The sequence below is a fragment of the Bacillus stratosphericus genome (genome assembly GCF_020524495.1).
In the GTDB taxonomy this organism is placed as follows: Bacteria; Bacillota; Bacilli; order Bacillales; family Bacillaceae; genus Bacillus; species Bacillus stratosphericus_B.
In genome coordinates this window covers 1-25,720 of the sequence record NZ_JAIVLB010000008.1, presented here as the reverse complement: position 1 = coordinate 25,720, position 25,720 = coordinate 1, and the positions used below count along the sequence as shown (strand labels likewise).

The 25,720-nt window shown below is 40.6% G+C and carries 19 protein-coding genes and 3 pseudogenes; 4 read left to right on the top strand and 18 right to left on the bottom strand.

The window, feature by feature from the left end; translation table 11 throughout:
- Positions 1-15: 15 nt before the first annotated feature.
- The 12 genes and pseudogenes from LC033_RS04610 to LC033_RS04555 form a co-directional block, all read right to left on the bottom strand.
- Positions 16-1,762 (bottom strand): annotated as a pseudogene (locus LC033_RS04610) (phospho-sugar mutase).
- Between the two features lie 145 nt (positions 1,763-1,907).
- Positions 1,908-3,569: a glycerol-3-phosphate dehydrogenase/oxidase gene (locus LC033_RS04605; protein WP_226567085.1), complete on the bottom strand. Its 1,662-nt coding sequence runs from the start codon at positions 3,567-3,569 to the stop codon at positions 1,908-1,910.
- Positions 3,570-3,708: 139 nt separating this feature from the next.
- Positions 3,709-5,205, bottom strand: a complete 1,497-nt coding sequence (gene glpK / locus LC033_RS04600) for a glycerol kinase GlpK (protein WP_226567084.1) — start codon at positions 5,203-5,205, stop codon at positions 3,709-3,711.
- Positions 5,206-5,220: 15 nt separating this feature from the next.
- Positions 5,221-6,036, bottom strand: a complete 816-nt coding sequence (locus tag LC033_RS04595) for an MIP/aquaporin family protein (RefSeq protein ID WP_226567083.1) — start codon at positions 6,034-6,036, stop codon at positions 5,221-5,223.
- Between the two features lie 211 nt (positions 6,037-6,247).
- Positions 6,248-6,805, bottom strand: a complete 558-nt coding sequence (locus tag LC033_RS04590) for a glycerol-3-phosphate responsive antiterminator (protein WP_226567082.1) — start codon at positions 6,803-6,805, stop codon at positions 6,248-6,250.
- A gap of 175 nt (positions 6,806-6,980) precedes the next feature.
- The gene (locus LC033_RS04585; RefSeq protein ID WP_226567081.1) at positions 6,981-8,321 is read right to left on the bottom strand and encodes an aspartate aminotransferase family protein; all 1,341 of its coding nucleotides are present in this window, start codon (positions 8,319-8,321) and stop codon (positions 6,981-6,983) included.
- Positions 8,322-8,513: 192 nt separating this feature from the next.
- Entirely contained in the window at positions 8,514-8,792 is a 279-nt protein-coding gene (locus tag LC033_RS04580; RefSeq protein ID WP_226567080.1) for a hypothetical protein, read from the bottom strand.
- Between the two features lie 241 nt (positions 8,793-9,033).
- Positions 9,034-9,951, bottom strand: coding sequence for an AEC family transporter (locus LC033_RS04575; RefSeq protein ID WP_226567079.1), 918 nt, complete (start codon positions 9,949-9,951; stop codon positions 9,034-9,036).
- Positions 9,952-10,042: 91 nt separating this feature from the next.
- Positions 10,043-10,459: a VOC family protein gene (locus LC033_RS04570; RefSeq protein ID WP_226567078.1), complete on the bottom strand. Its 417-nt coding sequence runs from the start codon at positions 10,457-10,459 to the stop codon at positions 10,043-10,045.
- A gap of 437 nt (positions 10,460-10,896) precedes the next feature.
- The gene (locus LC033_RS04565; RefSeq protein WP_226567077.1) at positions 10,897-12,435 is read right to left on the bottom strand and encodes a bifunctional GNAT family N-acetyltransferase/carbon-nitrogen hydrolase family protein; all 1,539 of its coding nucleotides are present in this window, start codon (positions 12,433-12,435) and stop codon (positions 10,897-10,899) included.
- A 15-nt stretch (positions 12,436-12,450) separates the two neighbouring features.
- Positions 12,451-13,116, bottom strand: coding sequence for an HAD family hydrolase (locus LC033_RS04560; protein WP_226567076.1), 666 nt, complete (start codon positions 13,114-13,116; stop codon positions 12,451-12,453).
- 306 nt (positions 13,117-13,422) lie between these two features.
- On the bottom strand, positions 13,423-13,773 hold the full coding sequence (locus tag LC033_RS04555; RefSeq protein ID WP_312887856.1) for a DUF5365 family protein: 351 nt from the start codon (positions 13,771-13,773) through the stop codon (positions 13,423-13,425).
- 114 nt (positions 13,774-13,887) lie between these two features.
- On the opposite strand from LC033_RS04555, the gene LC033_RS04550 reads away from it, so the two are divergent.
- Positions 13,888-14,790, top strand: coding sequence for an RluA family pseudouridine synthase (locus LC033_RS04550; RefSeq protein ID WP_226567160.1), 903 nt, complete (start codon positions 13,888-13,890; stop codon positions 14,788-14,790).
- 38 nt (positions 14,791-14,828) lie between these two features.
- On the opposite strand, the gene srtD is transcribed toward LC033_RS04550, so the two are convergent.
- From srtD to LC033_RS04535, 3 genes and pseudogenes are all read right to left on the bottom strand, one after another.
- A complete protein-coding gene (gene srtD / locus LC033_RS04545) occupies positions 14,829-15,395 on the bottom strand; it encodes a class D sortase, LPxTATN-specific (protein ID WP_226567075.1) in 567 nt (188 codons plus the stop codon).
- A 479-nt stretch (positions 15,396-15,874) separates the two neighbouring features.
- A pseudogene (locus LC033_RS04540) lies at positions 15,875-17,577 on the bottom strand (thermonuclease family protein); the annotation flags it as partial.
- 211 nt (positions 17,578-17,788) lie between these two features.
- Positions 17,789-21,097, bottom strand: a complete 3,309-nt coding sequence (locus tag LC033_RS04535) for a CheR family methyltransferase (RefSeq protein ID WP_226567074.1) — start codon at positions 21,095-21,097, stop codon at positions 17,789-17,791.
- 144 nt (positions 21,098-21,241) lie between these two features.
- Between LC033_RS04535 and LC033_RS04530 the strand changes: the two genes are divergently transcribed.
- Positions 21,242-21,886, top strand: coding sequence for a spore coat protein (locus LC033_RS04530; RefSeq protein ID WP_226567073.1), 645 nt, complete (start codon positions 21,242-21,244; stop codon positions 21,884-21,886).
- A gap of 28 nt (positions 21,887-21,914) precedes the next feature.
- Here LC033_RS04530 and LC033_RS04525 read toward each other — a convergent pair whose 3' ends face one another.
- The gene (locus tag LC033_RS04525) at positions 21,915-22,790 is read right to left on the bottom strand and encodes a hypothetical protein (protein ID WP_226567072.1); all 876 of its coding nucleotides are present in this window, start codon (positions 22,788-22,790) and stop codon (positions 21,915-21,917) included.
- A gap of 156 nt (positions 22,791-22,946) precedes the next feature.
- Complete coding sequence (locus tag LC033_RS04520) at positions 22,947-23,453, bottom strand: YhcN/YlaJ family sporulation lipoprotein (protein ID WP_226567071.1); 507 nt, start codon at positions 23,451-23,453, stop codon at positions 22,947-22,949.
- Between the two features lie 152 nt (positions 23,454-23,605).
- On the opposite strand from LC033_RS04520, the gene LC033_RS04515 reads away from it, so the two are divergent.
- Positions 23,606-24,007: a spore coat protein gene (locus LC033_RS04515; protein WP_226567070.1), complete on the top strand. Its 402-nt coding sequence runs from the start codon at positions 23,606-23,608 to the stop codon at positions 24,005-24,007.
- A gap of 679 nt (positions 24,008-24,686) precedes the next feature.
- Complete coding sequence (gene cspB / locus LC033_RS04510; protein ID WP_008349061.1) at positions 24,687-24,887, top strand: cold shock-like protein CspB; 201 nt, start codon at positions 24,687-24,689, stop codon at positions 24,885-24,887.
- A gap of 145 nt (positions 24,888-25,032) precedes the next feature.
- On the opposite strand, the pseudogene LC033_RS04505 reads toward cspB, so the two are convergent.
- Positions 25,033-25,326, bottom strand: a pseudogene (locus LC033_RS04505) (MFS transporter); the annotation flags it as partial.
- Positions 25,327-25,720: the final 394 nt, after the last annotated feature.

The following is a 25,720-nucleotide window of genomic DNA, read 5'->3' as shown; positions in this document are numbered from 1 at the left end:
CGTTGTTAATTTGGTTTATTTAGCTGTTTCTTCTAACAATGTCGTAGACGACTTTCATCACTTCTTCTGATAGATCCTTCAGCTTTTCTTCGCTATCTGTCAAAGATGTGCCTTTGACCGCGATATAAAATTTCACTTTTGGCTCAGTACCAGAAGGTCTTAAGCAGAACCATGAACCATCTTCAAGGAAATATTTCAGTACGTTTGAAGCCGGCAGATGAATGGTTTCTTCTTTCTTTTCAGGCACAAGGCGTCTTTGACTTGATTGATAATCTTCAATGACAGTAATGCGCTGACCTGCGATGGCAACTGGCGGATTTGTTCTAAAGGTATGAAGGATCGCTGAAATCTGTTCCGCTCCTTCTTTTCCTTTTAAGGTTAATGACTTTAACCCCTCGCAGTAAAATCCGAATTCCTTAAAAATATCGACGAGTGCATCGTACAATGACTTGTCTTGTTTCTTATAAAAGGCAGCGACTTCAACGGCTAACAGCGCTGCTTGTACCGCATCTTTATCCCGGGCAAAATCACCAATCAAATAGCCATAGCTCTCTTCATAGCCAAATTGAAACGTGTATTCCCCGCTCTCATCAAATTGTTTTATTTTTTCTCCAATAAATTTAAAGCCTGTGAGCGTGTCAATTGTGTCAGCACCAAATGCGGATGCGACAGCACGACCGAGTTCACTTGTGACAATGGTTTTGATCACAACTGGACGAGGCGGTAGCTGACCTAGCTTTTGTTTTTCAGACAATAAATAATGAAGCAGCAGAGCACCTGTTTGATTGCCTGTTAAGACCGTAAATTCTCCCTCATGGTTTCTAACGGCAATGCCTAATCTGTCAGCATCTGGATCTGTTGCAATCAAGATATCAGCATTTTGCTTTTCACCAAGCTTGATGGCGTATTCAAATGCTGCATGCTCCTCTGGGTTTGGCGACGTCACAGTTGAGAATTGCGGATCTGGCTTTTCCTGTTCAGGCACAACGGTCACATGCTCATATCCAAGAGCCTGCAGCCCGTTTCGGACAGGTTTATTCGCTGTACCATGAAGCGGGGTAAACACCACTTTGACATCGACTTCACTTGCAAGCTCAGGGTGCACACTGATGGTTTTTAATTTTTCAGTATAAGCATGATCAATTTCTTCTCCGATGATGTGGATCAACCCGTTTTGCTTCAATGTTTCTTCTGATTCTACTGATATCGCTAGTTCATTTTCAATTGCATCTACTTCTTTAATGACTTGATCTGCTTCGAATGGGGGTAGCTGCCCGCCATCTTCTCCATATACTTTATAGCCATTATATTCTGGTGGATTATGGCTTGCTGTGACAACGATACCAGCAAATGCATTCAGCTCTCTAACCGCAAAGGAGAGTTCTGGTGTCGGACGCAGTTCGTCAAATACGTACGTTTGAATGCCATTTGAACCAAGCGTTTTGGCTGCTTCCATCGCAAATTCAGGGGATTTATGACGTGAATCATATGCAATGGCAACGCCTCTTTTTTTTGCATCCTCTCCATGTTTTGCAATATACGCAGCAAGACCGGCTGATGCTTTTCGAACGGTGTAGACGTTCATTCGGTTCGTTCCAGCACCAATCTCTCCGCGCATTCCCCCAGTTCCGAACTCCAGATTTTTGTAGAAGCAGTCTTCAAGCGCTTGATGATCATCCTGATGTGCCTCAAGCCAATCCCTTAGTTCAGTTTCTAGCTGCTCCTCATGGATCCATCGCTCATAATTCGTATTCCAGCTCATGGTCGTCCTCCCAGCTCTTTTCATCAATAAAATAACATCACTGTTATTTTATATGGAATCAGACTTAATGTCATGCTATATCATTGGCATATCAAAAAAACGAAAAACAATTTAAAAAAAAGCCGATACACGATCGACTTTCTCTTTATTCGGCATCAAGCGGAACAACAGCTTCATGGAATAGTTGATCTAATTCAGTTTGATGTTTTTGTTTTGTCGCTTCATCCCAGCCAAAGTGATCTGCCATATAGTCAACGACAGGCTGTGCATATTTTTTTGCCCAGTTGATATTAAATAATAGGCTTCCTGTTCTTCTTAAGAAAAAATCAACAGGTGTAACGGCCAGTTCTTCTTCTATCGCATAGACAAGCTCAGCGAGTACATACGCCGGAATATTTCGTTTGTCTGCTTCGCCTTGAAGCTGCTCTACACGTTGGAATATACTACTGACATTTGAGCCATATTTTTCGGCTAGTTTTTCAGCAATCGGTTCAGTTAAACCAACAGATGCTCCTTCTGCCGTTTTCGCTTGAACAAAGGATGCCATATTTTTAGAACCGCCTACATGGCCGCCTGAAATTGGCATATGTTTTGTTTTACATGGTCCGTAATCTTTTCCCGTTTCTTTTTTGAGACCATCACGTACAAGATCCACAATATGCTCAGCCATTTTACGGTAGCCTGTTAATTTACCACCAGCAATAGTAATTAAGCCTGAAGATGATGTCCATACCTCATCCTTACGAGAAATTTCTGAAGGATCTTTGCCTTCTTCATGAATGAGCGGACGAAGACCGGCCCAGTTGGATTCAACATCTTTTTCTGTAATGTTTAAATCTGGGAACATGTACTGGATTGCTTGGATGACGTAATCACGATCTGCTTTTGTCATACGCGGATGTTCCAGCTGTTTTTTGTACACCGTATCTGTTGTTCCAACATACGTTTTGCCTTCTCTTGGAATGGCAAAAACCATACGCTTATCAGGTGTGTCAAAGTATATCGCTTGTTTTAATGGGAAAACAGATTGGTCAAATACTAAATGGATTCCTTTTGTATGCTGTAAATGTTTTCCTTCTCTTGATTGGTCCTTATCTCTTAGCTGATCTACCCATGGACCTGTCGCATTGACAATTTTCTTCGCATATACATCGTATGTTTTCTGAGTCATGACGTCTTCAATAATGACGCCGACGACTTTGCCTTTATCATAAATAAATTCTTTTACTTTCGCATAATTAACAGCTTCAGCACCGAATTTTACAGCCTCTTTCATGACTTCGATTGTGAGGCGTGCATCATCTGTACGGTATTCAACATAGTAGCCGCCGCCTTTTAAGCCATCCTTTTGCACAAGCGGTTCTTTCGCAAGTGTTTCTTTTGCACTTAGCATCCTTCTGCGTTCGCTATGCTTTACCCCTGCTAAAAAGTCATACACTCTTAATCCAATTGATGTTGAAAACTTACCAAATGTGCCGCCTTTATGCATCGGAAGAAGCATCCATTCTGGTGTTGTCACATGCGGACCATTTTCATATACAATGGCACGCTCTTTACCGACCTCTGCCACCATCTTCACTTCAAATTGTTTTAAATAACGAAGCCCACCGTGCACGAGTTTCGTTGAGCGGCTAGACGTACCTGCCGCAAAATCCTGCATTTCGGCAAGACCAACACGCATCCCACGTGAAGCTGCATCAAGTGCTGTTCCAGCGCCTGTTATACCCCCACCAATGATAAACACATCATATGGTTTTTTTGTCATTTCCTGCAGCATTTGTTCTCTTTCTAAGCTAGAAAAAGTCATCTCTTGTTCCTCCCATGTTATACGGTAAAGAAAAAGAGACCACAAACACCCAAAGCGTATTTCTACACTTCAGTGTCTGCGGTCTCTCCAGTTCTCCAACCGTTCTATTAACTTACTTGGAGTATACCATACTCTTTGTTTATTTGAAAGCTTGAGCTGCTTTTACAGCTTTTTTCCACCCGCTATATAACGAGTCACGGCTGTCCTCTTCCATCTTAGGGTCAAAGCGCTTGTCAAGGTTCCATTGGTTTGCAATGTCTGAACGGTCGTTCCAGAAGCCAACTGCTATTCCCGCAAGATAGGCCGCACCGAGTGCCGTCGTTTCATTAATTTCTGGACGTTCTACTGGTACATCCAGCAAATCACTTTGGAAGCCCATTAAGAAGTCATTCTTCACAGCTCCGCCATCAACACGCAATGTTTTTAATGAGATGTTTGAATCCTTTTCCATCGCATCTAAAACATCTTTTGTTTGATAAGCAAGTGACTCTAACGTTGCACGGACAAAGTGCTCTTTAGAAGTACCGCGTGTTAATCCGAATACAGCGCCTCTGACATCACTGTCCCAGTATGGTGTGCCTAGACCAACGAATGCCGGAACGACATATACGCCGTCTGTTGACTCTACGCGCTCTGCATAAGCTTCACTGTCTTTCGAGTCTTTAAACATTCTCAGTCCATCACGCAGCCACTGAATTGCTGAACCAGCAACAAAAATACTTCCTTCTAAAGCATATTCAACTTTTCCGTCAATGCCCCATGCAATCGTCGTTAATAATCCATGATCCGACTTAATTGCTTTTTCCCCTGTATTCATCAACATGAAACATCCTGTACCATATGTGTTCTTCGCCATTCCTTCTTCAAAGCAAGCCTGACCGAATAAAGCAGACTGCTGGTCTCCCGCCGCTCCTGCAATCGGGATATTTTTCCCGAAGAAGTGATAGTCCGTCGTTTCACCATAAATGTGTGAAGATGGTTTGACCTCTGGCAGCATAGAAGCAGGTACGCCTAGAATATCAAGTAATTCTTCATCCCATTTTAAATCGTAAATGTTAAACATTAGTGTTCTTGACGCATTAGAGTAATCTGTAACGTGAGATTTACCGCCCGTCATTTTCCAAATGAGCCATGTATCGATTGTGCCAAACAGCAAGTCGCCATTTTCCGCTTTCTCACGTGCTCCTTCTACATTGTCTAAAATCCATTTTACTTTTGTACCTGAGAAATAAGCATCGATGAGAAGTCCTGTTTTATTTCTGAATGTATCATTGTGTCCTTGTGCTTTCAGCTCTTCACAAATGCCAGATGTTTGTCTAGACTGCCACACAATGGCATGATAAACTGGTGCCCCTGTGTGTTTATCCCATACAACAGTCGTCTCACGCTGATTCGTGATCCCGATACCTGCGATTTGATCTGCTTCAATTCCTGATTCAATCAGAGCCGTTGAAATCACAGAGAGAACAGAGCTCCAAATTTCATTTGCATTGTGTTCTACCCAGCCTGGGTTCGGAAAATACTGATTAAATTCCTTCTGTGCTGTATGAGCAATTTTGCCTTCTTGATCAAATAAGATCGCTCTTGAGCTCGTTGTCCCTTGATCTAATGCGAGAATATATTTTTCTTTTGCCATCGTGTTTTCCTCCCCTTACATACTTTCATTTACAGCGTTTGTGTGGCTTTTCGTAGAGAAATGGATTCCTAACAATACCACAACTAAAATAACGCTTACAATCCAAAAGGCTGGCGTGACATTCGCTTTGAAGGCTGCATTGTAGAAAACACCGCCAAATGCGCCGCCTAAAATTGGACCAACAACAGGGATCCAAGCATATTTCCAATTCGATGGACCTTTACCTGGAATCGGCAGAATCGCATGTGCAATTCTCGGCCCTAAATCACGTGCAGGGTTGATCGCATAACCCGTTGTTCCACCTAAAGAAAGACCAATCGCTACAATTAAGAAACCAACAATCAGCGGGTTCACCCCGTCTGCAAATTTATTTGCACCAATCGCTAAGATCCCAACAACCAATACAAACGTGCCGATCACTTCACTGAGTACGTTTGCAAAGGTATGCGGAATCGCAGGACCAGTTGAAAAAACACCTAGTTTTGCACCTGGATCGTCTGTTGCTTTCCAGTGTGGTAAGTAATGTAAAAAGACAATAATAGCTCCGAGTAATGCCCCAAGCATTTGACCGACAATATACATTGGAACATCAGCCCAAGAAAAACTTCCTTCTAGAGCAAGACCAATTGTTAGGGCCGGGTTTAAATGTGCACCGCTAATTCCACCAGTTGCATAAGCTGCAATGGCTACTGCAAATCCCCATCCGAAAGCGATTACAATCCAGCCGGACTGATATGCGAGCGATTTCTTTAAATTTACGGCCGCACACACACCGCCTCCAAAGATAATGAGTAGCATTGTACCTACGACTTCACCCCAAAATGGTGTCATAAAAATTCCTCCTCTGGTTCAATTGCCAAACCTATGAATGTGTTGAAAAGATAAAGAAAGAGACCCACAACAAACATACTTTACATCAGGGTCATTTGTCACCTAGTAAAGCGCTGTTGTGGATCTCCATTTCTCCATCACATGATATTAACTTAGTGCTATAGTATCAGAGTGTGAAAACGTTGTCAATCAATTTTCACATTTATCTTTTTCACTTTTGGAACGCTTTCCAAAGGTCTGTATTCGACGTCGTCACAGCTGTTGCTCCTGCCTCAAGCGCTCTTTCCACATCTTCTTTTGTCCTGATAAATCCTCCTGCAAATATTGGTATTCCCGCTCTTTTGCGCACTTCTGTAATTAAATCGGGCACGACACCTGGCAATACTTCAATAAAATCTGGACGATGTTTCCCAACAAACTCCATGCTTTTTTCCATTGCACTTGTATCAAGTAAAAACATTCGCTGAATGGCATTTACTTTTTTTTGCTTGGCTTTTACTATGACAGAAGACCTAGTAGAAATAATTCCTGCCGGCTTCATTTCCTGACATATAAATTCCGTTCCATACTCATCGTGTTTGATCCCATGAATTAAATCGACATGGACAAACATTTTTTTCCGATGTGCATTTGCCTCATTCATGATGCCCTTAAGCCGGCCTAAGTGAACATCCAGTAAGACTCCATATGTAAATGGATTTTTTAAAAATTCCTCAAATTGCTTCATATTGCGAACAGCAGGTAGAATGGGTTGATCATGAAAACTCATATGCCGTCTCCTTCTAAATTGTATTGGTTCACTTCTCCTACAGTAATAGAATATCTTCTTTTTTTCAATACACCTAGTGTGCCCATTGTCGATTTGACCTAGCAACTTGAGTAAGAGATCTTTTGTCTAATGAATAGGCTTTTCGTTTATAGAAAAAAGCAGAGAAGTCTCTCTGCTATAGCTGTGCCATGCTTTCTTTTAAGGTGTTGATGATGAATGCAGCGTCTTCATCTGTGATACTCAGTGGTGGTGCAAGCTGAGCAACGTTATTATAGCCAGCCACCGTATCTCCATTTTTCCCAATGATCAGCCCGCGTTTTTTACATTCTGCAATCAATTGACCAACAACACTTGGATTAGCTGGCTTTTTAGACTGCTGATTCTGCACAAGCTCAATGCCAAACAGCAATCCTTTTCCTCTGACATCACCGACAAATGGATGCGCTTTTAACGCTTGCAAACGATCAAGCATGTCTCTACCAAGTGTTTCGGAGCGCTCAACCAACTGCTCGTTTTCCATGATGTCAAGGTTGGCAAGCGCAACCGTACAGGAAGCTGGGTGACCACCAAATGTATTCACATGACGCAGCCGATCATACGTATCTTCTCCTGCATAGGCTTCATAGATTTCCCGCTTGACACACGTTGCAGAAAGCGGTAAATAGCCGCTTGTGATCCCTTTCGCCATTGTGATGATATCCGGCTTTACTTCCTCATGCATAAAACCAAATCGCTTTCCTGTCCGGCCAAAGCCGCATATCACTTCATCCACGATGAGGAGCGCTCCATGCGCGTCACAGATGTCTTTTACCTTTTTCAAATACCCTTCTGGCGGCATTAAAATACCGCCTCCCGTAATAATCGGCTCCATGATGACCCCAGCAATAGTCTCACTTAATTCCCACGTCATCACTTGATCAATCGCCGTAGCACTTGCCAAATTCTCTTGATCCTCAGGGTACCGATACAGATCAGGTGAAGCGACATGGATGAAGCCCTGTCCTAATGGTTCATATTTATATTTGCGCTGCGCTTGACCCGTTGCCGCAAGAGCTGCTGCAGTATTGCCGTGATACGACCGATACCGGGAGATGAATTTTGTGCGTGTACTCTCTCCTTTTTGCGCATGATATTGTTTTGTGATCTTAAATGCGGCCTCATTGGCTTCAGAACCGCTGTTGGAAAAGAAGATCACATAGTCACCGCCAAGCCATTCATTGAGCTTCTCAGCCAGCTTGATCGCTGGTACATGGCTTTGTGTAAGCGGATAGTAAGGCATCTTAATTAATTGCTTATACGCCGCTTCTGCAAGCTCTTTTCGGCCATATCCGGCATTCACACACCAAAGTCCTGACATGCCATCTAAATATCGATTTCCATGAATATCTGTCACCCATGCGCCGTCTGCCTCGTGAATAACCATGCTTTCATTTTCCTTGTTTTTCCCTTTCATATGATGCCAGATCAACTGATCGTCTTTTTCCTGAAGATTTTGAGCCTGCTCATGTATTTTCATCTTCCCACGCCCCCACGTACCCGTTTTCATCACTAAAAATGCTTAGACAGGTCAGTACACTGTCTCTCCATTCATTATATGGATGAAAAGTGAGACATATGAAACTGAATCAAGACCACCTGTTAAAGAGATCCAAGGGCTGGGCAGACCACATTAGACAGATCGTTTGTTGCCTTGGCAAATCTAACAAAGCTAGTTAATGACGATTTCCTTGCAGAAATTCATAAGCGAGGATCTCAAATTCAAGCGCCTGGCATTTCGGTGCTTGAAAGCTTGTTCTCCTATGCTGAAACTGCTCACAATATTGACCAATCCCAAAATTGATGACTGTTCCATGAAGCTGTTCCCGATCATATAGTTGTCTAATTTCGTTTGCTGCCTTCTCCGCATGCTCTTTCCAATTCTCTGCCTTTCTTGCTTTTGAGACACTTCGTCTCCTTTTGGCAATGAAGCATGCTGTAAGTAGCTCATGACAAGCTCTTCCGTTTGCTTAGAAGAATCACCCTCAAGTGCTGATATACTTGATCCAATATATCCATTTGCGGATGAGGGGTCAATAAAAGCTCATTAACACATGTAGCCATTTAACCTGGAAACAGCACATTACCCTAGCTAATATGTTCACATGCATAAAATGCTTCGTTTTCATCACATTACTCACTTGAAAATGACATCTGTATTCATTCATATGTCCCCCTTTGTTTGCCGTCCCCTATCCCAGAGGGTGCATGGATAAAAACCATAATAAAACAGGTAAAGTGACGATACTTAAGATCGTACTAAGAAAAGTCGTGCTTGAGACAAGCTCAGGCTTCGTTCGAAATTGAACAGCCATCAGCGTTGTATTCGCTGCTGTTGGCATAGCTGCAACTAAGATCATAATTTGCTTCACTAAATCATCTACCGGTAAAATGAGAGTAAATCCGAATGCGATCATTGGTGAAATAAATAACTTCAACAGCACGGCATAGGAAATATTGCGATAATCCACTTGTTTAAAAGAAATGACAGCAAGCTGCATGCCTAAAATGAGCATAATCGTCGGTATAGCGGCATCCCCAACGAGCTGAACACCCGTCATGAGCTCTTTAGGTAATGAAAGGTCAATGAGCTGAAATAATAGACCGATGAGCGCCCCGTAAGCAACCGGCATGCGTAGCACTTTTTTCAAAACGACCTTTAGATCTCCTGCATCCTCTCCTCCCTTCGCTGCATAATACATGCCAATTGTACTCATCACAAGCTGCTGAAGGACCATCAAAACGATCGCAATATCTAAACCAGCTGCTCCAAAGACAAGCAACACAACGGGTGTACCATAATTTCCATTGTTCATAAATGATGACGACAAAACCATTGCACAATATGTTTCATTCGAATAACCATAAATACGAGATAAAATAAAGACACATAAAACAAGTGAAAGGCAGAGCCCTACGACAAAAATGAATAAGTACACATAGTCCATCGATACTTTATTTTGATAAAAGGTTTCAAACGCAAGAAACGGTGACATTAAATATAAAGACATTGATGAGAGCGTATGTATGTCAAAACCAATTGCCTTCTGCCCGATATACCCTATAAGGAAAATTCCGAACACTGGCATTAAGACTAGTAAAAACTCCATGCTGCACCTACTTTCCTTTTTTAGAAGAGTTCCTTATTCTTTTCATTTTCTCATTATCATACCACTGATTAACAATAAAAAAGAAGCACCCTTATAAAAGGTCGCTTCTCTCCTCATCCATATAGAACACTTCCCACAAATGACCATCAAGATCCTGAAAGCTCCATCCATACATCAAATCAAGATCATGCTTTTCCTTAAACGGTGAACCGCCTGCTGCGATTGCCTGCTCCACCAGCTCATCGACCTCTTCTCTTGAATTCACCTGCAAGGAGATAATCATCTCTGATGCCTGCCTTGCATCCACCAATTGTTTCTCTGAAATGGATTGAAAATGCTTAAGAGATAACAGCATAACAGTGACCGTGTCATCAATGACCAAACAAGCGGCCTGATCATTCGTAAACTGCTGATGAAAATGAAAGTCCAGTTGCTCAAAAAAAGCCCTTGACTCCTTGACATGCTTTACCGGCAAATTGATATACAGATGTTTAGATTGTCGCCCCATGTTCCTCTCCTTTTTGAACATATGATCTCCTTTTTGAACATATGATCTCCTTTCAGTATATTCGTCTTTTGCTTCGGCATCCCTTGCACATAAAAAATAAGCGGTTAAAATCGTTACCTTATTTAAAAAAATATATAATAAATCTCGAAACACAATACTAAAAAAACTAGGAGTTTTTTAAATGAAAACAATCACAAAATCTTTGGTCCTCTCCTCTATAGTCATTTTATTCGCTTTACCATTTACACAGACAGCTGATGCTGCTGTACCTGTTCAAAAAAAGCAGGTAACAACACATAGTGACTTTCAGCGTCCTTCAATCAATGACACCATTAAACAAAACGTTGAACTTTTCAAAAACAGGAAAAGAAGTTATTGCAGGCAGGAAAAGCATGAAAAATTTGCAAGTTTTTCTTACAACGAGGCACTTGTTTTGGTTATTTCTTATATTCGATATGGTACACGTCTCTGCGTCGGTCCTTTAATTGACGCACAGTACCATCTTGCCGCTGTCTTCTTAAAATTTCTAAGTCGACATCACCGACGACGACCATTTCAATATTTGGATTACACTCACCGACAATGCCATCTCTTGCATATTCAAAGTCAGATGGTGCAAAAATAGCGGACTGTGCATATTGGACATCCATATTTTCTGTTTGTGGAAGGTTTCCGACAGTTCCAGAAATCACCGTATAAATCTGATTTTCAACCGCTCTAGCCTGCGCACAGTAACGCACCCTTAAATAGCCTTGGCGGTCTTCTGTACAAAAAGGGGTGAAAATAATTTTAGCGCCTTTGTCAGCAGCAATCCGAGCAAGCTCAGGGAATTCAATATCGTAGCAAATTTGGATCGCAATTTTGCCGCAGTCTGTATCAAACACCCTCACTTGATCACCGCTTGAAATTCCCCACCATTTTCTTTCATTCGGGGTGATGTGAAGCTTATATTGCTTTTCAATGGTTCCATCACGTCTAAATAAATAGGCGATATTATAGATTTTCCCTTCCTCTTCAACGAAGTGGGAACCACCGATGATGTTAATGTTGTACTTCACAGAGAGATCTGTAAACAAATTAATGTAGTCCTCGGTATATTCAGTGATCCGTTGCACCGCAAGACTTGGTGATCTCTCTTCTAAATAAGACATCAGCTGCGTTGTAAAAATTTCTGGAAAAACGGCAAAGTCAGCTGACGCATCTGATGCGACATCTACGTAATATTCCACTTGATTCATAAATTCCTCAAATGAATGAATTTGTTTCATCGCATATTGAATCACACATATTCGGACCGGGAAGGCTGATTTATAATATCTTTTTGATTGAGGGCGATAATCAACATTGTTCCATTCCATTAACGTCGCATATGTGCTAGACGCTTTATCGTCAGGCAAGTAATTAGGATTAATCCGCATCAGGCTAAATTCATTTAACAGCTGAAAAGATAAAACGGGGTCGTAAATTTGGTGCAGCATGACCTGCTCCACATATTGGCGAGGCGTCATTTCTTCTTGATATTTATGATAGTTTGGAATGCGTCCGCCAATGATAATGCTTTTTAAATTTAATCTTCTCGCTAAATCTTTTCTTGCTTCATACAAACGATGACCAATTTTCATGCGTCGGTATTCTGGACTAACCATGACTTCAATTCCGTACATATTCATTCCATCAGGGTTATGGTTTGTGATGTACCCATCATCTGTAATGTCCTGCCAAGTATGCCGATCATCGTATTCATCAAAATTAATTAATAAGCTTGAACAAGAGCCGATGATTTCTCCCTCGAATTCTGCACAAAACTGTCCCTCCGGAAAATATTCGAGATGACTTTCAAGATGTTCTCTTTTCCAAGGGTCCATACCCTGAAAGCATACTTCTTGCAAAGCAATGATCCGGTCAATGTCTTCTTCCCTTATATTACGAATGACCATTCTTTTTTCAAACCGCGTTAAATCTAGTTTTTCTGCCATGATGTTTTTGCCCCCTTACTGACCCTTTTTTTCAAGCTGATGGAAAAGCTGGAGCAATTCAATTTCAGCCATTGATTCTAATCTGTAATCATATTCTTCAAATTGTAGGGTGCTCGTCACTTTGTTTGGGACAATGACACATTGCATGCCTGATCGTTTGGCAGCGACTAAACCATTCACAGAATCCTCAAATGCCACACAATCTTCCGGCTCTACACCTAAGCAGCTTGCTGCTTGCAAATAAAGTTCTGGATTTGGTTTAACTTCTTTCACATCATCTGACGTGCGGATACATTCAAAGTAATCGAAAAGACCAATTTGCTTCAGATGATCAGACACCCATTTATAGTCTGAGCTAGAGGCCAGACCAATCTTAATTCCAAGCTCCTTTGCTGCTTCTAAATAAGCCTCTACCCCAGGTCTTGCTGTTTCGTTCATTATTCTCTTTTGAAAACGTGAACGTCGGTCCGCTGTGAGTGCCTCATGATTCAACGTTTTCCCTAACTGCTCTTCCAAATATTGAAATGGCTTAAATCCTGCCTGCGTCCCAATGACATTGCCCCAGACAGAAAGAGGCAGTTCTGATTCATGCTCCTTAAACATTTCTTTCAGAACTTCATATTCATGTGTTTCTGTATCTAAAATTAAACCGTCAAAATCAAATATAATCGCCTTTACCAACGACGCCACTCCTTTTTACAAAAGTCTTAAAATGATACTCACTGCTATCATATCGTGAATAAAATTGACTTTCAAAGATGAATGTCTGCTAAAATGATTATGTATAAAAGGAGCCTGCAACGTTTTGTCAGGCTCCTATCATGTTCGATTCATTCTGCAAGAGATCCAAGCGCTCCGATTCGTGGAGAATATATAATGGTGAAAAAGAGCGGGTTTGGTATTACAGGATCATGAAGGTTTCTCCGTTTCCTTAAAAATAGTATGTGCGGCCGCCCTGTAAGTTAACAAGGAAGTTCACACCAACTTTTACGCATTTTGAAGGAGACGGCTCTCAAAATCGTCTAAGTCAAATGGAAAAAAGAAGCCGCACGCATTGACTTGTTCCCGGTTCCGCGCGAATAACTCACGATCTTGTTTTGTTATATGACGTTTAGGCTTTAAAATAATGATATGTACAAGCTGAAGGCCTGATAAAATACGAAAAGCATCATCCATTGTACCATTATATACTCCATCAATGAATGTAAGCGGTCGCTCCTTTTGACGGGCTTCCTTTTGTTCTCCCTTTACAAAATGGGATAAAAGATCTTCAAACTCCTTTGATATTTCTTCAATTGCCTGCTCCTGAAGGTCTGTAGCAGCTTTCATTAATCTCACGTGACATCTACCTCTCTGTCGTTATTTCTCCATTCAGAATAGCACAGAAAAAAAGGCATTCGCCAAGGTAAGTGTTTCCTATATAAACCCAAAGAGAGGAACGGAAATCATGACATAAAAGGACATACACTCTCACTAAAAGTAGATGATCGTTATCATAACACTTCATTAAGTCATTTTTTAAAAGCCGAAGTGTCTGCCTCTAAACCGATCACCCATTTTTGGATGGAGCACCAAAAAATACGTTTAAATCAAAAGCCTGCCCGTCACGCGGTAAAAGTCAGTACAGGTGACCAGATCATCATCGATTTATTTGAAACGGAAGAAAGTGATGTTACGCCAGAGTACGGTGAATTAGAGATTTTGTTTGAGGACGAGCATTTATTAATTGTTCAAAAACCAGTTGGACGACCGACGCACCCGAATAAAAAAGGGCAAATTGGCACACTTGCCAATCTTGTCGCATTTCATTTTCAAGCTAATGGGGAAGAAAAGCGGGTGAGACATATCCACAGGCTAGATCAAGACACAACCGGCACAGTTATTTTTGCAAAACACAGGTTAGCGCATGCTATACTTGATCAAATGCTTTCTAAAAAAACGATTACCAGAACTTACATCGCCATCACAGAAGGATTGTTTAAGAAAAAGAAAGGAACCATCGATGCGGCAATTGGCCGCAATAAACACCATGCAGTCAGACGAAGAGTCTCCCCTAATGGCCAAAACGCCGTTACTCATTTTCAAGTCATTGGCTTAAATACACACGTTCAGATGACAGCCGTTCAGCTTCAATTAGAGACGGGAAGAACGCATCAAATTCGTGTCCATCTTAGCAGCCTCGGGCATCCTTTAGCTGGAGATACATTATACGGCGGTCTGCGTGATCGTATCAATCGATGTGCCCTTCACGCCAAACAAGTAGAGATGAAACACCCATTGACAGGTGAGCAGTTGACCATAGATGCGCCGCTTCCACCTGATATGGCCGAACTAATGGACAACATGATCCAATAAAATAAGAGCTTGCTGATCATATACAATCTCTTTTTTTATTATACAGATGCTCTTTTTGCATAAATAATGTACCGCTCTGGTGCATTACCGACAAAATGAAATGGATAGCATGTGGTCAGCACCAGCTCTTCTTTTTCATGCTGCAAGGTGATAATGGATGTATCATGCTGATCCACAATTTTCGTATAAGTGATTTCATAAACAAATTCCCCATACGGCACAGTAATTTTCAATTGGTCGCCAATGTCCAGCTCACCTGTCCGTCGAAATACCGTGTCACGGTGACCTGACAGAACGATTTGTCCATGCTCATCAGGATAATAACTGCCTTTGTAATGCCCCACTCCTTTGGCAAGGTCGTCCGCATCCGTTCCTTCGACAATAGGAAGGTCTGCTTTTAATTTCGGAATCGTGAGAATGCCAGAGGCTTTGCCTACTTTAGGAGCAAACTGCTTCTTTGTTATCCCTTGATCGACCGCTATGACCTTCTTCGCTTCCTCTAATGATTGTGCTGTTTGAAGATGAGTAGAGGCGATTTGCCACATTCCCCAGCCTAGCAGCGCAATACCTGCTGTCATTACAGTAAGTGCAAGCCACTTTTTCATGCTTAAACTCCTTCGTTTTATAAATAATTACACTTTTCTTAGATGATGCGCCTTCAGCTTGCTGCTGCCTTTCTTCTTGTTTTGCTTGTTGCATTAGACCTTCGTTTTGATACACAATAGAAGCGTCTCAAAACTTTTAACAAAGGCGACGGTTGCTTCTATACCTTCAGGGCCGGTTTCAGGATTTTCCCTAGTCGGCTTATTCAGTTGCAGTGGCTATGAAGTTATTCACCGTGAGTGTATACGATTGATCGAAAGCAACTGGAGAACCATCTGACAGCTTCAAGTCGACTACTTTATATGTTAACGGATCAGAAATACTATAATCTGGACCAAATTGAGGAGATATTTAGGCTTCAATGATATCACCAAGTCCTTCCCCTTAATCTCAAGCTTTAAAACATTGCCGAATGGCTGAATATTAATGTAAACTGAATGTTTTTAATCCCTTCTGGCATCACCATTCCTGCGGCAGATTAGGTCACTACACCGATAAATGCCTCAGGGATTCCTTTGACATCCTTGATTTCATAGGTAGGTAAAAGGGGTTTGCCAGAATCCTTGTATTCACAGTTCGCACAAACAAGCGAATTAATTGTTCTGGCTGTCATACCCTTTTGTGTCTTTAGGATGCTCTCCGTCTTTTAAAATACGTAATAACTCGTCTACTCCTTCATCAAATTCACGGTTTCCGACTGTGCCGACATCAAATCCAATGTTCTCCATGAATTCCACAGTTGGTTCATCTTGAAGAAGAGAAGATAGGGCTTCACCAATCATATTCCCTACATGGACAGTAATCGTATATGTTTTTTCATATAAGCCACATAATCCATTCGTCCGTTCATTCGTTTACTGCCATCCCTTTCAGATCTAGCTTGTATTGTTGATCAATTTTTCCATGTAAATCATTTATGCTTAAAATGATGAATGGTAATTCGCCCGACTCTTCTGCCGGCTGATACCCTGCCTGCTCTGCTTCTTCTTTAGAAGCAAAAAAGACACGTTTATCTACCTCTATCTCTTTCCATCTATCAGGGGCTACGTAGGTTTTTGCAGATGAATCACCAACATAACGTGTAAGTCCTTTTTTCTGCTCGCGTGCTCTAAATTCAAACGGCTGTTCTAGCAGGGGGTCCGCTTCATTCCAAATACCCAGCCCTTTTTTCTTCGCTTCTTTTACTGCTTGTTGGAACATGTTGTAGTCTTTTTTATCTCCAACAGGCCAGATGAAATAAGTAGTGGCATATCCTTCTATCACAAGCTTTAAATTCGTGTTGATCCCTTTTTTTGTTTTCACTTGAGCTAGAAGACGCCCATAGCCATCTTTTGCTTTAGGGCCAATGCTTAATGTGACGTTATCACCGCTTGAGAGTAGTGTTTTTAAATAATCTGTCGCTTGCTTTCCAAAACGCAGTTGGTTTTGATCTAATTCATTTTTTGGATTGTGGTAGGTTTCAGGCGTGTCCATATTGACAAAGCGCACCTTTGTTGTACCTAGTACAGGGTTTTTTAAATGAATGGTATCTCCATCCACAACACGGTCAACAGTTGCTTGATATTCTTTCTTCATTTTTGGCGGCTTTGGCTGACGTTTCAGCAGTTTGATATCAGCCTCATGTCTTGGAAGCACCTGCAGCGTGTCGTACCTGCTTAAAACTCCTGTAAACTCATACCATTTCCCCATCTTGACTTGATCAATTGCAACTGTATCAACCATGACTCTAAGGACAGTACTGCGATACTTTTTATCTATCAAGACCACATTGTATCCACCGGCAGCAGGCTGCTTCGGTTTTGATTCCACGTAGCCTTTTACCTTCACAAGTCTTCCTTCATATTTACCTGCATGATCGGTTTCCAATTGTTTAATGGAGACGCGCTTCGGTGCTGGCAATGGTTGATGGATAGCATCTATCTTCAGCCGATCTTGAGATGGCACAATTTCAATCAACCCTTTATAAGACGTTACCTTGCCAGTCACCGTCACCCTCATACCGGCTTTCAATTCTGGGAAATGTTTGGGCTGCGAGGAATAAATATTGATGCCTGCTGTTTTGTCTTGAATATACGTGGATAGTTTTCCATTTCCAATAGCGGACTGATCTGCTGTCACAATTCCGCTCACCGTTACCGTCTCTCCTATCAGCTCACGGGCTTTTTGGATTTTCATTGGCTTCTTTTGTTTCCACACAGTTTCCTTCTTCTCAGATGCACTGACCTGCTTTACTGTCATCATGCTAGGCAGTAAGGATTGCAGACTAAATATCACCAAAACCAAACAACAGATCGTTCGAATTGATTGATTACGTTTCATTGGCTCTCTCCCCTTTAACTTTATCTCTCATAGTGTACAAAGTAAATATTGATGCTGAATGGATTTCTTGTAAAAGTTATCTCTTTTTACTCATTGGAAACGTAATAATCACCCGTGTTCCCTCAAAGCTTTTACTTTCAAAACGAATGGTTCCACCATGACTTTCAATGACTTTAATTGTCAGCATCAATCCAAGGCCTGTTCTTTTTTCTTTCGTTTTATAAAAAGGCTCGCCCAGTTTTCCCATTTCGTCTTCTGATATGCCCTTTCCTTGGTCTTCAAATATCAGCATCATTTGATTATTTTTCAGTACTGAGATCACTTGGATGACACCTGTCACGCCATCCATTGCTTTTATACCGTTTTTAAGGATGTTAAGGAAAACTTGTTTTAATTCATTTGGTATGCCTTGAATGCTTGGCAGCGCTGGAGAAAGATCCTTTTGAATGGACACTCCTTTTAATACCGCCTGGGATCCAACGACCATAATGACTTCCTCGATCAGAACGTTGACATGTACTGGCTCAAATTTCACAGATTTGCTTCTAGTGAGCATGATGAATTCGTTAATAATTGCCTCGAGTCGATTAAACTCTGACATCATTACACCTGCATAATCCTTTTGGTACTTTTTACTTTGAATCATCAGCTGTAAAAAGCCTTTTAATGACGTAAGCGGATTGCGGATCTCATGAGCAATGCCCGCTGCAAGCTGACCAACTGCCAAAAGCATTTCGGACTTTATGTGCATTTTCTCTGACTGCTTTTGATTTGTAATATCCTCCGAAAGACGCATCACGATTGACTGCATTTTGTCCTTGTCATCAATTCGGTGTAAAGAAACTCTCTCCCATCGTTCGCACCCTGATAAATCCTGAAAGTAAAGCTCACCTATCCAGCTTCCTTCTCTTAAACAAACGTCCCATTGCTTCACTAAATCATCACATTGACACAACGAATGATAGACAGAAAAAATATCTTTGCCGATGAGATCATACTGATGCTGCTGTACAAACTGACAAAAGCGCTGATTTACGTATTGGATGGTGCCTTCCTCTGTTGCGACAACAATATGAATATGGCTGTTATCAAGTGCTGTCACTGCAAGAGGAAGCGCCTGCTTGATTTTCGTCATTTCCGTCATCTTAATCCATGTCATCGCTACTTCCTCATGATCCTGATCATAAATAGGTGTCATATGAACGGTAAATTGCTCCCCTTCGTTCGTTTTAATTTCACGTTCGATGACATGCCTGTCCGATATGACGGATTGAATATCATCATACAGCCTTTCCTGTGTGAGCTTTTTAGCCATCGACTGAAAGGATTGCTGGGGCCGGCTTTGAGCTGAAGTGAATAAAGAGGCAGATGTAGGAATTTTAAAGCGAATATTCATGTCCCTGTCCACAAACAACGTAGCAAACTCCGGCTTCACAGAGGGTCGATACAGTTCTTCCCATAATTGAGCCCTTGCTTCTTGCTCCTTTTGTTTCACTTCGTTGAGTTCATTTTCTAAATCGACAATACGCTGTTGATAGACTGAATTCTGCTCTGACAATCCTTTACCCCTGCCGTTCTGTTGATTCTTTCCTCTTCCATTTAGCCGAATGAGCATGATATATACTCCTTTAAAACGGCGATCAAAACTTTTCACTTTAAAATCGGCATACTGCTTTCTGCCTTTTTCCGAAATGAGGACATGCTGAAATACAACCTCAGTCTCTTCTGTCCACACTTTTTGAAAGGTTTGGCTCAACATCTCTTTCATATAATCAGGTGTCACATGTTCACATGATTGACCTGACACTTCTATATGCTCTAAGTAAGAATAGGCGCCATTTGATATTGCCAAAATTTTGTCACAATCGTTGATCACCAAGTATTCGTCATAATCCTCGCTTACTTCTTTCATATATTGTGCAGCTCGTTCTTTTAACTCTACAGGACACGCGTCATGCCTCGAATACACATTGTATTTAGGAACGTTTGAGTGGGTGTAAATGTTCCATTTTTCATTTAACAAATGAAACAAACGAGGGATATTGGGTACAGTTTCATTTGGCCCTAATATCAACATTCCTTGATCCTTTAAAGCATATTGGAATCCGGACAATACTCGTTTTTGTACTTCTGGCTGGAAGTACATGAGAACATTTCGGCAACTGATAAAATTGAGGTGGATAAAAGGTGAATCGATCAATAAATTGTGAGGAGCAAAGACAATATGTTTTCTAAGCGATTGCTTCACAATAAAAGCGTCACCTTTTTTTTCGAAATATTGCGCCCGCCATTTTTCAGGCATCTTTGCCATAGACTCTACCGAGTAAAGACCTTTACTTGCAGTTTGAATGGCTTTCCGGTTAATGTCAGTTGCAAACACTTGAAGTTCAATTGACACTTGTCTTCGCTTCATTTCTTCTAAAAATAAAATTGTAAAGGAATAGGCTTCTTCCCCTGTAGAACATCCAGCGATCCAAACGCGGCATCGAGCTTTCCCATTTTTTATCGTATTTTCAATAATCGACGGAATGATTGTCTGTTCACATATACGAAAAGCTTCCATATCTCTAAAAAAAGAAGTCATGCCGCTTAAAAGCTGTACATGTAAGTGATCTAGCTCATCTGGTTCTATTTCTAATAAACGATCGTACTCTGACAATAATGAAATTGGCTGTTTTGCACTTCGCATTCTCTTTTGAATGACAGAGAGCATTTTTTGCTTTTCATAAGGTGAAAAGGCAATACCTTTATGCATTTCAAGACGTTCAACGATTCTTCCCAACACGGGATCTGCCACATCGACATGTGAGAGGTTTATGATATTGCTAATATATACTGCAAGGGTAGAAGGGTCTTTAAAATGTTGATGATATATACTGTCTAGTCTACTATCTGTCTCACTACATGATAAGGCTGTACCACCTTGATCAACCAATTGAAGCAAACCATTCCCCACACAAAAGCCTTTTTGAAAAAAGATGGCAAAGGCCTCTTCCTTTTGCACATTGGCAAGCGACTGAAACAACGTGTTGACAGAGCATGTCTGAGCAGTTGAAAGCTGCTGTGATATGTGCAACCGCTTGTCTTCTGTCAATGTCACAACCGCACCCTGCGGACAAAAATAAATCGTGTTTTTCATGACTTTCTCACCATGTTTAATCGTTTTTGCCCGGTAGCCAATCGTTAAAACAAGTGCTTCCACATTTGTTATACAACCGCCCGTCACACGATTTTGGACAACAATAAAAGAGGCACTTAGCTCGTGTGAAAACGATTGAAAAAAAGCCTCAAGATGATGCTGATCAAATGGCGAAACACCAATGCCAATCACTGGTGCTTGCACATGTTCGTCTTCTATCAAACGATTAATGATTTTGTCCTGCATCTGGTACCCCCATGTTCATTCGTATGATACTTTTTTTCGACAAAAAGGAAGAAAACCCTCTAATTGTAAATAATGTTTTTTGCATGAAAGAAGGAAAACATCCTCATATTAATACAGAATATATAAACAGAAGGAGGAATCTCTATGCAAAACGATCAGCAACCATCCGTTCAGGGAAATGCCCCCCAGCCTGAATTCAACCATGGCGGGCATGAGTTATTCGATTTACATGAAATTTTAGCGGGTACGATCAATATTTTGGATCAATATATGATCTTACGTGAATTTATCCAAGATCCAGCATTATCCGACATCTTAGATCGACAATATGAATTTGTTTTGTCCCAGTACAATGTCACTGTAGATTGTTTTTCTACTGGACAAAAGCCTAGTGAAGAAACTGCCACTTATATGATGAAAGAAGAAACGCAGGTGACGTATGGGATCAAACCTTCTCAGCCGAAAAAGCCCAATCAGTCATTACAAGATATAAAAGACTCAGGCATCACAGGGCATATGCTCGGCCTAGTCAAATCACACGCAGGGTTACTTTCAATGACAGCATTAGAAGTAACCAATCCTGTTGTCAGACGTGTGCTTGCAGCACAAATTCCGAACTTTATCGAAATGGCGTATGAAATTTTCTTGTATCAAAACAAACATGGCTACTATCAAGTTCCTCAGCTTTCAAGCCAAGATATGCAAGCCATGACATCTACTTTCGTTCCGTTGCAGGGGCAAGTACAAATGCCGCCAAGCAAAGCCAATCAGCAAAAAACACTTCATTAAACAAAAAACGGCTGACCCATTTCTCCGGTCAGCTGTTTTTCCTTTGATAAATTACCTTAAACTGTTCTTCAAAGTCTGTGAGACGCTGTCCTGTCGCATGTTCAAAGCCTCTATCAAAACGGCCGGTTTTTGCCGTTTCCTCCATGATCTCATGTATGATGTTTCGTCCGAAAAGTTGCACTAGCTCATAGATCATATAGTAGCTTTGTAAATAAACATCCGTCTCATAGCTCATACGAGATTCTTGCCAATCTTGATCAGAATAAAGAGATTGAAAAGGGATGACGTCAAACCGTTCAGACGTGGCGTTTAACACGTCATAAGCCGTCCATTCTGCTGTTCCTTCATGGAACCAAAGAGGAAAGATCACTGGAGACACCTTGTATGCATGCACCTTTTCATAGAAAACAAAATGAGCATACTCATGAATGAATAGCGTATTGAAAAAGTACAAAGGTAGTGTCTCTTTCTTTAACAATTCCTCTCTTTTATTTGGGTATAACCCAATCATTTGATTATCATCAGAGTAAAAACCCGTAATATGCTTGATACCAGCAAATTGTTCAATCGTATCTTTATCATCAAAATAAATAATGTCTAAAGGTTTGTCAGTATCAAACTGAAGCACCGACGCGGTTCTCTTCTTTGCCTGATCCAGTGCCTCTATTGTCAGGTCGACAAATTCATCCTCTTCCTCTGCATAGTAGATTCTGATATGTTCATAGACTTGCTTATTGAGTCCCTCCGTTAATACCGTTTTAGGAGAAAAATCCTGCTTTAAATATTGTTCTGTCAGCTGAAACGTAACATAAATCAAGTAAGCGGTGAAAGCATAAAAAATAAGACCTGCTGCAATCATTCCGCCTACAAGCTTTTTATGAATCAATGACGGCTTTTCTTTCATTTACTCCCCACCTGAATTCATCCTGCAACATCTTTCTCTTGATATGAAGAAACAAAGATCAACAAGAGGTGATATATTTTTTACTTTATGCAGTCAGTTATACAAGGTGCGGTTCTAAACAAAAAAGCCGCATATGACATACGGCTTTTGTCTTAGCTATTTTGATTCAGGAAAGACGCGTCTAACGGTTTCAGTAAATTCATCGAAGAATCCTGAAATAGGCTCTCCGCTTCTAATACGTTTTCCGTACCCTTCCATACGATCAACAAAGTCTGGATTAGTGGATACATATACGTTATCAATTTCTTGATCCGTTGATTTTACTTTGTCTGAAATTTTGCTTTTCAAATCTTCTGTCACATCGCCGCTTTTATTACCTTCAAGCATGACTGCAACAAATGCATTTTTCCCTGTGACAAGCACGTTAGCTGTTTTCACTTCAGGCATGTTGGCTACAAGCTCTGACGCCTTATCTGCTACTTTGACCTTCTGAGGTGTTTGGACATTTTGCTGATCCTGTCTCATGTTGTCGTTCTTATATGTGACATTTTCATACTGTCGCTCCATTGTTCCTCTTCGCTCATTGCCTTGGTTGTTCATTCCACACCCAGTGGTGATTAATGTTGGAACGAGTAGTAAAGAAAGCATCCATTTCTTCTTCATCAATTATTCCCTCCTTTTGCTCATAGGTTTTTCATACAATCAACTTTTTATGCACACATTCTCTATTTCAGCAAAATGAATTCATAATTCAGCCTCGTTTGGTCATCCTAAACATGATGAAGGATCATCACGACCAAATGGAGGGATTCGTTTTGTTTAAAAAAAGAAAAGGTATGAGCACTGGTGCTATGATCGCTGCTTCAACAGCCATCATTGCATTATTCTCCCCAGTATTACGGAGAAAGTTGAGAAACATGACTCAAATGAAAATGTCTTCAATGATGAAAGACAATAATCATCCACATCAAGAGCCGTATCGTCATGAAACTCACTCGCACAAAGAATCAAAAGGGACTGCTGAAGTTGGGCAAATGATCAAGCAAGCGTTCACAGCTGTCCAACCAAAAAATCAGACGAATCAGCATCAGTCAGCATCAAGAACACATCAGCCAAAAGAGTCTTATGCACAGTCTCTTCACATTGATGAAAGTGTCATGAATGTGATGGATGATGAATCTATCCAGCAAGTCATTAACGACATCGAGCACAAATAAATCAAATAGGAGCCTTTCTGAAAAAGGCTCCTTACTTTATTCTCTTGAAAAATGTTCTTTTACGAAAACGGTTAAACCTCCTAAAATTTAACATGTAATTTACGAACGATCTAGGATACTTTTCAAAAAAATAGAGCCATCACGCCTAATCTAGAAAGCGTTTTCTACACATTCTCATCATTCATTAATATTTTTTCCATGATGATAATCGCAACACTTTTTTGATTGCTGAACGCCATATCAATCATGTAGTGAAAATGCTGTTATCCATTACGATAAGCAACGTGATAACAACCAGCCTGTTTATCACCATTGTACATGAAACATCATTTGAACTGCATTTCACTTATTGGGCTGTTGAGCATCAGACAAAATCATATCAACTATTAAATTTGTATAGATTCCAAGCTCATTATGACTTTTAACAGGTGCTTTAAATCACGAAAGTTTGAGAGACCTTTGGCATAGGCTTTTTCCTCAATTTGTTAGCCTTCATTATTTTTAAAAAAGTTTTCGTATAACAGTTGTTTTTTTCCACAAACACTGGTAAAGTAGAGGTAATTATTTTTGTTCGTATCATCTTTAAGAAGAAAGTTTTGAAAGAGTTTTCGTCTTTGAAGTTTGTGTAAGAGCAAGAATAGTGAATTTAAGCGTTAAGATCGCTTTAGGAGGAAATTTCATGTTAGAAGGTAAAGTAAAATGGTTCAACTCTGAAAAAGGTTTCGGATTCATCGAAGTAGAAGGTCAAGACGATGTATTCGTTCACTTCTCTGCTATCCAAGGCGAAGGCTTCAAAACTTTAGAAGAAGGTCAATCAGTTTCTTTCGAAATCGTTGAAGGTAACCGTGGACCACAAGCTGCTAACGTTAACAAAGCGTAATTTAAGAGCATCTGCTCTTTTAGCACTTTATAGAGTGAAGGAAAACCGCACGGCTTCAGCCGGCGGTTTTTTTGTGCAAATAAAAAGAGAAATGAGAGGTTCTCTTTTTATTTGTCGTTCCAGAACGATACATATCATCATTCATTTATTTCCCTTGTTCATCTTCTTTGACAAGTGGTTTTGGCTGCTTAAACTTTTGAAGAGCTCGCAGGAACAAGCTAAGAATGACACCTGCAGCACAGAATAACGTAACCCACATATAAGCATCGTTAATGCCCATATGATGTACCACATTCGATACAGCCGCCTGTAATGAATTCATAAAGAACGGGTCAGTCCGATTCGTATAAATCGTCGTGATCAAACTCGTCCCGATCGAGCCGCTAATTTGTCTTAGTGTATTCGACATTGCCGTACCATGACTGTTTAAATGCTGTGGTTTCATCTGAAAGAATATGAATCAATCTCATAGCGATTCTATTTTCTCTGAATCTACTCTGCTAAAAAATGGTGTATAGCTCATTTATACTTATTGTTCATTAATGAGCAAAGAGCAGAAAAAGAAGAAAAGACGATAGGCATCTTTTTGAAAATATTTCACAAGATTAAATATTCATAAATGAAAATTGAAATCTCAAAGAGAAAGTGTTACTTTTTTTCTGGTTTTCCCTTCCTTCTTCACACCAAAAACCTTTCAGCCATTATGCTGAAAGGTCAGCTTGTAGACAAAGTCTACAAGCTTTTTTGTATAATAAGGGTAATAACACAATTCTGCGGGGGATGAACATGTTATCGAAACGTGAAGAAGAGAGAAGAAATCAATTAGAAGTAGT

Coding starts and splice junctions, on each gene's coding strand:
- LC033_RS04570 (WP_226567078.1), bottom strand. CDS start 10,459: ATGGGGCGACAATCTAAACATCTGTATATCAATTTGCCGGTAAAGCAT.
- LC033_RS04605 (WP_226567085.1), bottom strand. CDS start 3,569: ATGACTTTTTCTAGCTTAGAAAGAGAACAAATGCTGCAGGAAATGACA.
- LC033_RS04535 (WP_226567074.1), bottom strand. CDS start 21,097: ATGCAGGACAAAATCATTAATCGTTTGATAGAAGACGAACATGTGCAA.
- glpK (WP_226567084.1), bottom strand. CDS start 5,205: ATGGCAAAAGAAAAATATATTCTCGCATTAGATCAAGGGACAACGAGC.
- LC033_RS04525 (WP_226567072.1), bottom strand. CDS start 22,790: ATGAAAGAAAAGCCGTCATTGATTCATAAAAAGCTTGTAGGCGGAATG.
- cspB (WP_008349061.1), top strand. CDS start 24,687: ATGTTAGAAGGTAAAGTAAAATGGTTCAACTCTGAAAAAGGTTTCGGA.
- LC033_RS04585 (WP_226567081.1), bottom strand. CDS start 8,321: ATGAAAATACATGAGCAGGCTCAAAATCTTCAGGAAAAAGACGATCAG.
- LC033_RS04595 (WP_226567083.1), bottom strand. CDS start 6,036: ATGACACCATTTTGGGGTGAAGTCGTAGGTACAATGCTACTCATTATC.
- LC033_RS04520 (WP_226567071.1), bottom strand. CDS start 23,453: ATGAAGAAGAAATGGATGCTTTCTTTACTACTCGTTCCAACATTAATC.
- srtD (WP_226567075.1), bottom strand. CDS start 15,395: ATGAAAAAGTGGCTTGCACTTACTGTAATGACAGCAGGTATTGCGCTG.
- LC033_RS04565 (WP_226567077.1), bottom strand. CDS start 12,435: ATGGCAGAAAAACTAGATTTAACGCGGTTTGAAAAAAGAATGGTCATT.
- LC033_RS04575 (WP_226567079.1), bottom strand. CDS start 9,951: ATGGAGTTTTTACTAGTCTTAATGCCAGTGTTCGGAATTTTCCTTATA.
- LC033_RS04590 (WP_226567082.1), bottom strand. CDS start 6,805: ATGAGTTTTCATGATCAACCCATTCTACCTGCTGTTCGCAATATGAAG.
- LC033_RS04530 (WP_226567073.1), top strand. CDS start 21,242: ATGCAAAACGATCAGCAACCATCCGTTCAGGGAAATGCCCCCCAGCCT.
- LC033_RS04580 (WP_226567080.1), bottom strand. CDS start 8,792: ATGAGCTACTTACAGCATGCTTCATTGCCAAAAGGAGACGAAGTGTCT.